Source organism: Vibrio sp. V43_P6S15P86 (genome assembly GCF_009904725.1).
Lineage (GTDB): Bacteria > Pseudomonadota > Gammaproteobacteria > Enterobacterales > Vibrionaceae > Vibrio > Vibrio diabolicus.
This window is the reverse complement of record NZ_WXWT01000227.1, coordinates 1-13120: the sequence shown is the minus strand read 5'-3', so window position 1 is coordinate 13120 and position 13120 is coordinate 1. Positions and strand designations below refer to the sequence as shown.

At 46.9% G+C, this 13120-nt stretch carries 8 protein-coding genes; 4 read left to right on the top strand and 4 right to left on the bottom strand.

Annotated features, from left to right (window positions below):
- Nucleotides 1-263: 263 nt before the first annotated feature.
- Both CAG69_RS10010 and CAG69_RS10005 read right to left on the bottom strand, forming a co-directional pair.
- On the bottom strand, nucleotides 264-584 hold the full coding sequence (locus CAG69_RS10010; protein ID WP_005375836.1) for a DOPA 4,5-dioxygenase family protein: 321 nt from the start codon (nucleotides 582-584) through the stop codon (nucleotides 264-266).
- Between the two features lie 396 nt (nucleotides 585-980).
- The gene (locus tag CAG69_RS10005) at nucleotides 981-1175 is read right to left on the bottom strand and encodes a hypothetical protein (RefSeq protein WP_127891143.1); all 195 of its coding nucleotides are present in this window, start codon (nucleotides 1173-1175) and stop codon (nucleotides 981-983) included.
- Between the two features lie 65 nt (nucleotides 1176-1240).
- Between CAG69_RS10005 and pdhA the strand changes: the two genes are divergently transcribed.
- From pdhA to CAG69_RS09990, 3 genes are read left to right on the top strand one after another with little or no spacing between them, the layout of a single operon-like run.
- The gene (gene pdhA, locus CAG69_RS10000; RefSeq protein WP_161444021.1) at nucleotides 1241-2335 is read left to right on the top strand and encodes a pyruvate dehydrogenase (acetyl-transferring) E1 component subunit alpha; all 1095 of its coding nucleotides are present in this window, start codon (nucleotides 1241-1243) and stop codon (nucleotides 2333-2335) included.
- Nucleotides 2328-3311 (top strand): alpha-ketoacid dehydrogenase subunit beta, encoded by a 984-nt coding sequence (locus tag CAG69_RS09995; protein WP_005395620.1) that lies wholly within the window; start codon nucleotides 2328-2330, stop codon nucleotides 3309-3311. Before pdhA ends, CAG69_RS09995 begins: the two co-directional genes overlap by 8 nt.
- Nucleotides 3308-4456, top strand: coding sequence for a dihydrolipoamide acetyltransferase family protein (locus tag CAG69_RS09990; RefSeq protein ID WP_047009272.1), 1149 nt, complete (start codon nucleotides 3308-3310; stop codon nucleotides 4454-4456). Before CAG69_RS09995 ends, CAG69_RS09990 begins: the two co-directional genes overlap by 4 nt.
- 66 nt (nucleotides 4457-4522) lie before the next feature.
- On the opposite strand, the gene CAG69_RS09985 is transcribed toward CAG69_RS09990, so the two are convergent.
- Nucleotides 4523-5488: an electron transfer flavoprotein subunit alpha/FixB family protein gene (locus CAG69_RS09985; RefSeq protein WP_161444019.1), complete on the bottom strand. Its 966-nt coding sequence runs from the start codon at nucleotides 5486-5488 to the stop codon at nucleotides 4523-4525.
- 138 nt (nucleotides 5489-5626) lie between these two features.
- Between CAG69_RS09985 and CAG69_RS09980 the strand changes: the two genes are divergently transcribed.
- Nucleotides 5627-7288 (top strand): electron transfer flavoprotein-ubiquinone oxidoreductase, encoded by a 1662-nt coding sequence (locus CAG69_RS09980; protein WP_161444017.1) that lies wholly within the window; start codon nucleotides 5627-5629, stop codon nucleotides 7286-7288.
- 159 nt (nucleotides 7289-7447) lie between these two features.
- Here CAG69_RS09980 and CAG69_RS09975 read toward each other — a convergent pair.
- Nucleotides 7448-13120: VCBS domain-containing protein (locus CAG69_RS09975; RefSeq protein WP_161444015.1), on the bottom strand; the 5673-nt coding region annotated here is incomplete at its 5' end.

Sequence of the window (13120 nt, the reverse complement as noted above, 5' to 3'; positions counted from 1 at the left end):
TCCCTGCTATACCTATTTCATTTATCTGAACTTATTATTTTATTGCTGCCAAAACTTATTTAACGACATGCTAAACAGAAACATGGTCTCACTTGATGTTTAAGCTCAAAAACCTACTTGTAGGTTTAGCACACAAAAACAGGGCCTGCAGAATGGAGAAAAGGAAATCGCGACTTATTAACGAACATGAAAACGCTAACTTGCTACGGTGACCGCGATGAGGGGAGAAGCATTCAAAGCGGTCATACATGCGGGAGGAACAGCTATTTCTCTAGCTTCTCTTCAAATACACCAATCTCTCTACCCAGCCAAATCGCGCGTTCCGTATGATCGAGCAACTCTTCTTCACTCACAGGATGGATAAGCACAGAAAAATCACCTCGAATTGTATCGAGCCAAGCCAAAAACTCTTCACTCAATGACTCTAGATGAATTTCAAACATCGGCATTTTATGTGGGCCAACCAATCTTCCAACCAAAGGAAACACACGCAGCACATCTTGACGCTCTTGACGGATGATCTCGTTCAAGGCTTGCGCTTTATCTTGTTCTCTTAAAGGAAAATAAACATGAGCGTGATACATAATTTCTCCATAATCACTTCGACTTGAGCACCATCTACTGTTGATAAGCTCAAGGACCGCCGAGGGTATACATTTGTAATGCCGTCACCCTACCCTGATTCCACTCTGTTGGGAAGAAGTTATGTATTCTCATAAGGCCGGAGTTTCGGGCACAACAAAAAATCTCAATACAACACATAACAACTACTTGAGTTGATTCATTAATAATGACTCACTTTGTCAAATTTTACAGCCAAATTTTGTTGCAAATATGTTTCATTCAATAGCAATTAAATTCGAGTTTAAAAATGCCAGCAATTAAAAATCAGCATATTACTCTACAAAACCAGGGTGTAAGCAAAACTTTACTACTGGCCAAAAGTCAAAATGAAGCACAATTTAACAATTTGTTTACACTTATTGTATCTGGCTATACCACGATTTAGTTAGAGGGTTAGATACAGAAAAGCCTTTCTCTGTATCTTGCGGTGAAATAGTCGCAGCGATGTTATCGACAAATAGTTTAAGGGACGAACAGATGCCTACCGCTATCGAAAGCACACGCAACCTTAGGTATGGCCTTTGCGCTGATATCAGAGTTTGAGTACCCATACAAACTCTGGTTTTGTATGAACAGCTGCAGTCCAAAAGACCCGCAGCGTCAAAAGGAGCTTGAGATGAACGTTCAGGCATTACCCATGCATCGGTTTATCGACCATCGTGGGGACCTAGTCGGCCAACTACCCAACTGGGCTGACACTGAAACATTGGTCGGGTTTTACCGAGATATGGTATTAACTCGCACTTACGACAACAAAGCAGTTGCCTTGCAACGCACCGGTAAGCTAGGGACCTACCCTTCGCACCTAGGTGCTGAAGCCATCGGCATTGCGGTCGGCAGAGCGCTGAAAGCCGATGATGTATTTGTCCCTTACTATCGCGATATGCCTGCAATGTGGTGTCGTGGTATTGGCATGGAGAAGAATCTTCAATACTGGGGCGGTGATGAGCGCGGTAGTGATTTTGCGCCTGAGGGCAGCCCAATTCCTAGCCGAGATCTTCCATTCTGTGTCCCCATTGCGACGCAATGTACGCACGCTGTCGGGGTGGCTTCCGCATTGAAAATTCAAGGTAACCATGAAGCTGCGCTAGTCATGTGTGGCGATGGCGGTACATCCAAAGGGGATTTTCTAGAGTCAATAAACTGTGCAGGTGCTTGGAATATTCCACTTGTTTTCGTTGTGAATAACAACCAGTGGGCAATTTCAGTGCCGCGTAGCCTTCAATGTGCTGCCGATTTCTTATCAGAAAAAGCGCAAGGCGCTGGCATCCCGGGCATTACGGTAGATGGTAACGATGTCGTCGCCGTTTATGATGCAACTAAGACCGCTCTTGAGAGAGCGAGAAAAGGGAAAGGCGCAACACTCATCGAAGCGGTCAGTTACCGATTAAGTGACCACACTACTGCCGATGATGCGACTCGTTATCGTAAAGAGGACGATGTTCAAACCGCATGGCAATACGAACCTATAGCACGTCTTAAAATGTATCTCCTTAATCAAGGTGCTTGGAGCGATGAACAAGAGCAACAATGGCTAGAATACTGCAAGGAACAAGTAGAACTGGCAGTTGGACGCTACCTCAACTTACCGTCACAAGCACCAGAAACTGGGTTCGATTATTTGTATGAATCGCTTCCCCAAGAGCTTCACGCTCAAAGAGATGAGCTCATCAACAAAGCAATGCGAATGCAGGGAGGCAAACATGGCTGAACTAACGTTAGTTGAAGCAGTAAACCTCGCTCTGCACCACGAAATGCAACAAGACCAAAATGTTGTCGTGTTAGGTGAGGACGTAGGTGATAATGGTGGGGTATTCCGTGCCACCGTAGGGCTCAAACAAGAGTTTGGTCTCAAACGAGTGATCGATACGCCCCTCGCTGAAGCGTTAATCGGCGGTGTTGCGGTCGGCATGGCAACGCAAGGATTACGACCTGTCGCCGAATTTCAATTTCAAGGTTTTGTTTTTCCGGCAATGGAGCACTTAATGTGCCACGCGGCACGCATGCGTAACCGAACTCGCGGTCGCCTCACTTGCCCTGCGGTTTTTCGTGCGCCATTTGGTGGCGGTATTCACGCTCCAGAGCACCACTCAGAAAGTGTAGAGGCGCTATTTGCGCACACTGCTGGCTTTAAAGTAGTGATTCCTTCTTCACCTCAACGCGCATACGGCCTGCTTCTCGCCGCGATTCGAAGTAATGATCCTGTCATGTTCTTCGAACCGAAACGCATTTATCGAACCGTAAAATCTGAAGTCGTTGATAATGGCGAAGCACTTCCACTCGACACCTGCTTCACCTTACGTAAGGGGCGAGATATCACGCTTGTTACTTGGGGCGCATGCGTCGTAGAGTCACTTCAAGCCGCACAGACCTTATCTAGTCAAGGAATTGAAGTCGAGGTGATTGATTTGGCGAGCATTAAGCCAATTGATACCGCAACGATTTTCAGCTCACTAGAAAAAACCGGACGTTTACTCGTTGTTCATGAAGCGAGTAAAACTTGTGGTGTGGGCTCTGAGCTTTTAGCTCGAACAGCCGAACACGCCATGTGCTTACTAAAAGCCCCACCTAAACGAGTAACTGGAATGGACACCATTATGCCTTATTACCGTAACGAAGATTATTTCATGGTTCAGGAAGAAGACATTGTGACCGCAGCGCGCGAACTCGTGGAGGATTGGAAATGAAGACGTTTAACTTACCCGATCTCGGCGAAGGCCTCGCTGAATCAGAAATTGTAAAATGGCACGTTAATGTCGGTGACATGGTTAAGTTGGATCAAGTGATCTTAACTGTCGAGACAGCAAAAGCGACGGTCGACGTTCCCGCCCCCTACTCGGGCCGTGTAGTCAGCCGCCATGGGGAAGAAGGTGATATCGTCAATATTGGCGCATTGCTACTCGAAATTGACGAAACTGGCGCAGAGCGCGGGGCTACGGTAGAGAAAAAAGAGACCGCTGACGCCGCGACCGTTGTCGGCAATGTTTCTCATCAAGCGCATCACGTTAACGTCGATGACTTCTGGATTGGAGGCAATCACAACACGACTGAGAGTAATCTAGTTACTGCTCTACCGTCGGCTCGTCTATTGGCACAAAAACTTGGGGTAGATCTTAATCTCGTGTCAGGCAGTGGTCCAAACGGTCTTATCGTTGATGCCGACATTTACGACGAAGCCGGAAAACAGCGTCCGGGCACAGAAGTATTGAAAGGTGCTCGACGCACCATGGTGTCCTCGATGACTGAGTCACACGAGCACGTTGCTGCCGTGACCATTACAGAAGAAGCGTTGCTGGAAGACTGGCTGCCGAACGAAGACATCAGTATCCGTCTAGTTCAAGCGATTGTTCATGCGTGTCAGGAAGAGCCCGCTTTAAATGCTTGGTTTGATGCAGAAACCATGACGCGTTGCGTGCACAATACAGTTAACCTTGGTATTGCTGTAGATAGCCGTCATGGCTTGTACGTACCCGTATTGCGCCACGCAGATGAATACGAGCCACAAGATGTTCGTCGTTGGCTCGATCAAACTGTTGAAGGGATCAGAGAGAGAAAAATCGGTCGAGAGCAATTACAGCACGCGACGATTACGCTTTCCAACTTCGGAGCGATTGCCGGCATTTACGCGACACCTGTCGTCACACCTCCGCAAGTCGCTATTGTTGGTGCTGGTCGAATACTCGACCGAGTGGTGATAAGAAATGGTCAAGCAATTTCGGTGAAAGCAATGCCGCTATCCGTAACGTTTGATCATCGCGCTTGTACTGGTGGTGAAGCAGCAAGGTTTACTAAAGTGCTTGCAGAACACCTGCAACGCCCGAGCGAAAAGTAACTGGTAAAAACCAAATGATAAAGGCTTCCAGTTCGGAAGCCTTTTGTTTGAGAGAACAGATTATATCTACAGCTTCTCTAGCAACTCCGGCATCACCTCAAATAAATCGCCGACCAACCCATAGTCAGCGATGTCAAAAATAGGCGCATCGGGATCGCTGTTAATTGCGACAATCACCTTTGAGTCTTTCATTCCCGCTAAATGTTGAATAGCACCAGAAATTCCGACGGCAATGTATAATTCAGGTGCAACAATTTTACCAGTTTGCCCGACTTGATGGTCATTAGACACATACCCCGCATCAACCGCCGCTCGGGACGCTCCTACCGCTCCACCTAGCTTGTCAACCAATTGTTCGACTAAAGCAAACTTCTCTTTACTCCCGAATGCACGACCACCCGATACCACCACTCTAGCCGCTGGCAATTCTGGTCGCTCACTTTCTGGCGTTTGCTGCGAAATAAACTCACTAAGTTTGTTGATAATAACCGTATCAACTTGAGTAACCATAGGGACAACTGGCGTGTCTGACAGCTCTACGGCATCAAAAGCCGTACTTCGTATGGTCATCACTTTAAAGGGAGCGTTCGACGTGACTGTAGCCAATGCATTCCCGGCATAAATTGGACGAATCACCGTATCGATAGACTCGATGGTCATCACGTCCGAAAGTTGCCCTACATCGAGCAACGCCGCCACGCGAGGCATTACATTCTTACCAAACGTACTAGCAGGAGCAAGAATGTGCGAGTAATCTCTGGCTACTCGTGAAATCAAAGGCGCAATGTTTTCCGCTAACCCATGCTCGTATTCCTTTGCGTCAACCCAGATAATTTCTGCAACGCCCTTAACACACTTCAACTCATCCAAAACCGATTGGCACTGATAACCAATAAGCAATACAGAAACAGGAAGCGATTTATCACCATCCTTGATATCAAATGCCGCTTTAATTGCACACAGCGTCCCTACAGCCAACGACTGGTTGTCATGTTCCGCAATGACAAGTGTTGCTAATGGTCGGTCGTCCATGGTCATGCCTCGTATAACACGTCAGATCCATTACTTGAGCTTAGTTCACTTCACGTTAACGTCAACTGAGCTATAGTTTTCTGTATAGAAACCAAAAACCTGTCACGCAGATGACGATAATAGAAAGGAAGCAGATAGATGGAACGAGAATGCATGGAGTTTGATGTCGTGATCGTGGGAGCCGGACCTGCGGGCTTAAGTGCCGCTTGTCGCCTAGCTCAACTCAACCAAGATAGTGAAGGTGACGCACTTTCAATTTGCGTTGTAGAAAAAGGCTCAGAAGTGGGCGCACATATTTTATCTGGCGCTGTTTTTGAAACCAATGCCTTGGATGAACTTTTCCCCGATTGGAAAGAAATGGATGCCCCGCTATCAGCCTCAGTTCAGCAAGACCATTTCCTTTATCTTACTACTGAGCAAAACCATATTCGCGTCCCTCATTTCCTTACGCCACGTCCAATGATAAATGGCGAAAATAATTATGTAATTAGCCTTGCCAACCTTTGCCGTTGGCTCGCTAACCAAGCAGAAAGTCTTGGGGTGGAAGTTTTTCCTGGCTTTGCCGCTGCAAACATCAATTATGATCAGAGTGGCGCCGTGACAGGCATTAATACGAGCGATATGGGACTAGATAAGAACGGCCAAGCCAAATCTAACTTTGAGCCAGGTATCGAGCTAAAGGCAAAATACACCCTTTTTGCTGAAGGTTGTCGCGGACATCTGGGTAAAGAACTTATTCAAAGGTTCGACTTAGACGCAGGCAAACAACCTCAGCACTACGCGCTTGGCTTAAAAGAGATATGGGAATTACCCACTGACAGCAAGGATGTATCTGGCAGTGTTATCCACTCCGCTGGCTGGCCTTTGAGCGAGACAAGTACCACTGGCGGCGGTTTTCTATATCATATGGAAAACAACCAAATCGCGGTCGGTTTGATCGTAGATTTAAACTACAGCAACCCTTACTTAAGCCCGTTTGACGAGTTTCAACGCTTTAAGCACCATCCAGCTATCAAGCAACATCTTAAAGGTGCCCAACGTATCGCATATGGCGCAAGAGCCATTGCAAAAGGTGGACTTTCTTCTCTGCCGAAACAGCAATTCCCCGGCGGTTTATTGATTGGTTGTGATGCAGGCACTTTGAATGTCGCTAAAATTAAAGGCAGCCACACAGCCATGAAGTCCGGAATCATTGCAGCAGAAGCAGTACATACTGCCCTACAAACTGGGGCTTCTGAGCCAGACTACCAGTCATTGTTTGAATCATCATGGTTGTATGACGAGCTCGCCGAAACACGTAACTTTGGTGCGAACATCCACAAGTTTGGCAGCATACTGGGCGGTGCACTTTCGACCTTTGAGCATAACCTATGGCAACCACTGGTTAAGAAGCCGTTACCTTGGACTGTCAAGGACTATTCGTACGATCACGAACAGTTAAAACCTAAACAAGAGTGCCAACCAATTACATACCCAAAACCAGATGGTGAAATCAGTTTTGATAAGCCTTCGTCGGTATTTTTGTCGGGAACACAGCACGAAGAGAACCAACCTTGCCACCTTGTTCTGACTTATCCTCACATTCCAATTGATGTGAATTTGGGTATGTATGACGAACCGAGTCAGCGCTATTGCCCCGCTGGGGTTTACGAAGTGGTGGAAGTTGAGAGTAAGTTGAAGTTTCAGATAAATGCCGCCAACTGCGTGCATTGCAAAACCTGTGACATCAAAGATCCTTCACAAAACATCACATGGAAAGCGCCAGAAGGCGGTGGCGGACCAAGCTATCAAAACATGTAACCAAAGAACCACTTAAAGTGCGAAGCAGTGCATTTACTACTGCCAATTTTTGAAGTGGTTAGGCAAAAAGTCGGTAACTAACAACAGCAGAAAAGAAAAACAGCACCTGATGATTCAATCAGGTGCTGTTTACTAAAATAACTTTATCTTCAGGTAATACTAATCCACGTTAAAAACTTGGTGATGGAACAGCTGATCAACAATTTCATGAGATGTCGCTGACGACCCTAGCTCCAACCCTGATAAATCAAAGTTCTCTAATGCCACGGACATTGTGTTGCTGCCTTCTCCAGTAATCGTCAAATTCAGAGTATCTAGGGCACTATCGTAGTCTGCACTTACGTGTTCCAACAAGTTATCCATATCCGTTGTGTCGTCACCGACAAACTCAAGAATGTCACTCAAATCCAACTTGTCTTCATCCAGCCTAAAGTCTTTAATCACATCTCTTGATGGCGTCATGTCCAGTGATTCTTGAGTAAAGGTGAAGGTGTCAAGACCCTCTCCACCTGTCAAGATGTCACTGCCTAAGCCTCCCATCAGGATATCGTTTCCAAGCCCACCAACCAGAATGTCATCGCCAGCGCCACCACTCAACGTATCTTCACCTGCTTGACCTAGCAAAATATCAATGCTTTCGCCACCAGTGATGCTATTCGCAAACTCATCTCCCACCGACGCATGGCGCTCAGTTTGCACAATATCGGTGCCAGAATCGTTCAATGTAAGTGTAAAGACGTTTTCACTTATGCCACCTTTACCATCAGACACTTTAAACAAGAAATGCAAATCCGCCTGCTGGTCTCCCTGTAGAGTAAGCTCATCGCTTTGAGTAAAGCTATAACTGCCATTGGATGACACTTCCAAAGTGCCGAACGCTGTCTGGATATGAAGCTGACCATCTACGTCACTGGATGAAGAAACTAACGGCTGATTTACGGTTACACCGTGCAGATCTGCGCCCAGCAGAGTGAAATCGCCTTCTGCCAAAGAAACGGTCATGCTATCACCATCAGCGTCCTGGCTTCCCGCCAGTAACTCACCGGCAATTGGATCGGGAGAGAACTGGTTTAGGTACTGCCCCAAGTCTTCACCTGAGTCGATAAACACCACTTTGTCGCTAAGCTCATCTAGAGCCTCTGCTGCTTTGACATTATCAGAGAGAGCAATACCAATCCCATATACCTTGGCGTCATGAGTCTGTTTGTAATCTTCCCAGCGCTCGGCTAGATCAGGAGAAGTAACAGCGCCCTCGCTAGGGTTGGGTTCGCCATCTGAGATAAAGAATATGGTGTCCTTACTCTCAGACGGTTTTTCTGGACCGAAATAGTCCCAACCATCCTGCCAAGGGTAAACGGCATTACTTGCCTCACCAGGCTCCATTACAGCCTCTAAAGCTTTATCGTAATCCGTATTGGTACCGTATTCTACGTCACACCAGTTGCGCACATATTCTGACACTTCATTTTGGAAACTTAAATCGTTTGGATCACGGCCATTCATCTCTGGTGGGCGTGTCATCAACTCAACTTCACTCAAGGTCAGCCAGCTATGTGTGGATGTATCTCCGTCGAAACGTACCAGGCGGATATAGGTATTTGATTCTCCTCCATCGGCAATCATGTTTTCAACCATGGAATGTAACGCTGCTGCTGCTTTGTAAGCTCTCGATTCAGTTTTCGGTGCGGTTGCCTCACGACCCACGGTATTTTCACCGTCAAAGGTGCGGGTCATGCTGTTCGAGTGGTCGAACACTACCGTCACTTTATTGATCGGTAAGTCTTCCATCTGAGCAAAGCCCTGAACTGGAGATGAGGTTGGGGCATGGTTCTCAGTGACATTCAGGATAACCTGAGTTGTATCGGTATCCACACCATCGCTTGCAGACACTTCCAACTGATACGTTTGCTGAGTCGAGTGATCCAGTTTTACACCATCTTTCAGCCAAATCTCACCACTATTAGAGTCAACACGGAATAGATCAGCATCACCACCACTCAATTCATACTTTATGGTGTCACTGCCATCCGGATCAAACGCTTCCACCTGGCCGACTAATACCCCCACTTCTTGCTCAGCGACGTCAAAGCTTGCTGTATCTTCTGTTGGCATACCGTTGGCATCGGTGCCGTGGGTTTGATCTGCATCACCGACACTGATGAATTCTGGTGCGCGATCTCGGATATCAATGGTAACTTCACTATTTGTAGTATCACCGTCAGCATCGATAACCGTAACGTCAAGCTTCTCTTGTTGATGACCTACAACATTGCTCGCTTGATAGTCGTAGTGGCCATTTTCAAAGTTAATGGTCAGCTTGCCGTGGTTGGTATCAATCTGCGCCAGAGAATGATCCGATATTTTCGTGCCATCGCTGGTAGTGACATCACTGGTAGTGACATCACCGTTTACTTTGTTGTAGTAATATATCTCGCCATCGATAGTGATGTGATCTACCCACTGAGCATCACCGCCATTGTCATCCAGAAGGTTGCCTTGCAACTGGCCTGAGACCGTTTTACTAAGCAAATCCCCAATCTGAGAATCATCTACAACGACAATAGCACTGCCTTTATCTGTCGCGATCGACTCCAGATGTTCCAGAGACGCTCCATTACCAATACCAACAGACCAGATATTTTCAACATCCTGACCGCTACTGCTGATGCTATTTTCCATCGCATTTTGCAGAATGATGCCCTCTTCTTCAGAAGTAGGCTGAACCCGACCATTCACTATGTCCTGATAACGCTGTTCACTTTCAAAATCATCTGATGTTGACCACTTAATCAAGTTTTCACGGGTTTGAATTTCTCCCACGTTCGTTTGATTTGTCCAATAGGTAAAATCGGAAGGTCGACCATCTGAGATAAAGTAAAGCTGGGTATCGGTATTACTAAGCAATGCGTCATCTTCTGGATCACTAAGTATTTCATTTATTTGGTCAACGGCCTGGTTATATGGCGTCGATGCATATGGATGTATACCAGAGATAAAGGCATCAATGGCCTCGGCAGAATCTAGCCACTCAGAAATCTGGCCAGATGGTTGTCCGCTGTAAGTTGCAATTCTAAAACTTACTGGACCCAAATCTTGGTATTGCTCAAACATTGACTTAATAGAGTCTTGAGCAAGTTGCCAGCGAGTAACATATTGTCCGTCTGCATCTGTTACCCAGTCGAGCATTGATTCTGACGCATCAAGTGCAATCACAACACTATTACTTTGTGAATCAACATCATTTATTTCGTAGTGAGCTGAAGACGATGACGGTAATGAATCCGTTACATTCAGATGCAAGGTGGCACTCTCAGACTGACCTCCGGCATCCACCTCTACGCTAGCGCGGATATCCAGCATGTCCGCCCCCTGCTCCGCATGATCAAGAGGCATATGTTGATCAACTGTGAAATGACCCGTTTTGCTATCTATGTTGGCTTGAACCACTTTGATGCGGTCGGCACCTGTTCCAGTATAACCAGTTAGAGTGCTCTGATCTGCACTCACTTCAAACACGACCTCTTTACCATCGCTGGTGAAACCACCTAGGTTTTGATCGGCGTTGAAGTGATATTCAGCCTCCGTTGCAGACCCGAGGTTTGCGATAAAGTTGCCTTCAGCATGTACGCCAGTATCCGTACCAACTTGAGATTCATCCAATGCTGCGTGCGCATCACTGAGCGACATAGGCTCACCCATCACACTAACGGTAACTTTTGCTTTATCAGTCAGACCATCGTCATCACGGATGGTGTATTCGAAGGTATAATCTTTCACTTCACCCGTTTTCAGGGTTTGTTGATCAGCTGGCAGTGACTCTAGGTACTTGGCCGCATCAAAGACCAATTTACCATCTTGCAGATTAAGGAAACTTTCTGATGGATAGTCGATAATAGTCAGAGCGTCACCATCCGGGTCGCTGTCATTCGCTAGAACATCCAGCTCTAAAGTGCCTGAGCCGTTGGTCTGGTAAGCGTCATCAAAGGTCGTCAGGTCCGCTGATACCTGAGTAATAAAGTACTCTGAGCCTTTAGGATCAATGACACCGTCTTTATAGCTGGTAGTAGACATTTCAATACTATCGAAGAAACGCCCATCTGCATTGATGTTGACTACTTGATTACCACCACGGGTACCTTCAAACACACCTGTCGCAACCAAGTCACCTTTGTAGTAAGCCTTCCAAACACCGCGCTCAATACCAGGCTCCCAGCTACCGTTCGAAGTGTCTGTCCATAGGTTTTTCACTTCAACTTCAGCATGATCGGCAACCTGACCATTAGCAAAGGAGAAGCGCATTGCTTCACTTTGTCCGGTTGCATCGCCATATCGAATCTGACCATCTTGAACCCGGTCTGAGCCGCTGTCTAGCGCAGAACTAACGCCATATTTGTGGTCGCCGTCACCAACATAATCAGCTTTCGATGCATCAGAAACCTTGTTTCCAGATCGAGTATCAATCACATAATAATCAACTGTGATATCAGTGCTATCATCCCAGTTGCTCTGGTCAAGTGTCTTGGTTGTTTTTTCAATGCCCTTATCATCTTCAGCAATAGGGGCTTCATTAATATCACGAACCAACACTTCGACCTGAGCGGTGTCTTTACCGCCAAACTGGTCACGAGCTTCCACTTCTAGCTGGTAGTTATCGATAGATTCATGGTCCAGATTTGCACCATTTTTGACACTGATCTCACCAGTAAGACTGTTGATTTCAAACAGTTCGCTATGACCGTTTAAGTGATACGTTATCTGACTGTCCTGATCGACATCGAATGCATTTACTTTTCCAATTACACCCGATTGACTGTTTTCATCAACGCTAAACTGGTAACTATCGATGTCGGTTTTACCTTGAGCATCCAGACCAAAGTTGTCATTACTCCCACTAACAAATTCAGGAGCATCATTAGTGCCCGTAATATCAATCACGATCTTTTGTTGGGTGCCATCGGTTGCCGTCAGGGTGATGGTGTCTTGCACCTGCTCACCCTCGTCCAGCTGTTGAACCTGGCTTTGGTCCAGCGTATACGTCCACTTCCCATCCACCAATGCTAGCTCACCATAGGTGCCCGTAACGGTAGTGTTGCTGAACACTGGCTCATCACCATTATCAACATCAGAGATAGCAAGGGTGCCGGTTGCGGTCGCGACATCACCGAGATTGCCTTCGATCACCTTGCCGGTGAACGTACCCGTCACGACTGGCTTGTCTTCGGTGCCCGTAATATCAATCACGATGTTTTGTTGGGTGCCATCGGTTGCCGTCAGGGTGATGGTGTCTTGCACCTGGTCGCCCTCGTCCAGCTGTTGAACCTGGCTTTGGTTCAACGTATACGTCCACTTCCCATCCACCAATACCAACTCACCATAGGTGCCCGTAACGGTGGTGTTTGCAAAAACCGGATCGTCGCCATTATCAACATCAGAAATAGTAATGGTACCTGTTGCGGTCGCGACATCACCGAGATTGCCTTCAGTCACCTTACCGGTGAACGTGCCCGTCACGACTGGCGCGTCTTCGGTGCCCGTAATATCAATCACGATGTTTTGTTGGGTGCCATCGGTCGCCGTGAGAGTGATGGTATCTTGCACCTGGTCACCCTCGTCCAGCTGTTGAACCTGGCTTTGGTCCAGCGTATACGTCCACTGACCATCCACCAATACCAACTCACCGTAGGTGCCCGTAACGTTGGTGTTTGCAAAAATCGGATCGTCGCCATTATCAACATCAGAGATGGTGATGGTGCCTGTTGCGGTCGCGACATCACCGAGATTACCTTCGCTCACCTTGCCGGTAAACATACCGTCAACCATGGGCGTGTCTTC

Excerpts from the sequence above, each read along its gene's own strand:
- CAG69_RS10010 (WP_005375836.1), bottom strand. The coding sequence starts at position 584 with ATGTATCACGCTCATGTTTATTTTCCTTTAAGAGAACAAGATAAAGCG.
- CAG69_RS09995 (WP_005395620.1), top strand. The coding sequence starts at position 2,328 with ATGGCTGAACTAACGTTAGTTGAAGCAGTAAACCTCGCTCTGCACCAC.
- CAG69_RS10005 (WP_127891143.1), bottom strand. The coding sequence starts at position 1,175 with ATGGGTACTCAAACTCTGATATCAGCGCAAAGGCCATACCTAAGGTTG.
- CAG69_RS09985 (WP_161444019.1), bottom strand. The coding sequence starts at position 5,488 with ATGGACGACCGACCATTAGCAACACTTGTCATTGCGGAACATGACAAC.
- CAG69_RS09990 (WP_047009272.1), top strand. The coding sequence starts at position 3,308 with ATGAAGACGTTTAACTTACCCGATCTCGGCGAAGGCCTCGCTGAATCA.
- pdhA (WP_161444021.1), top strand. The coding sequence starts at position 1,241 with ATGAACGTTCAGGCATTACCCATGCATCGGTTTATCGACCATCGTGGG.
- CAG69_RS09980 (WP_161444017.1), top strand. The coding sequence starts at position 5,627 with ATGGAACGAGAATGCATGGAGTTTGATGTCGTGATCGTGGGAGCCGGA.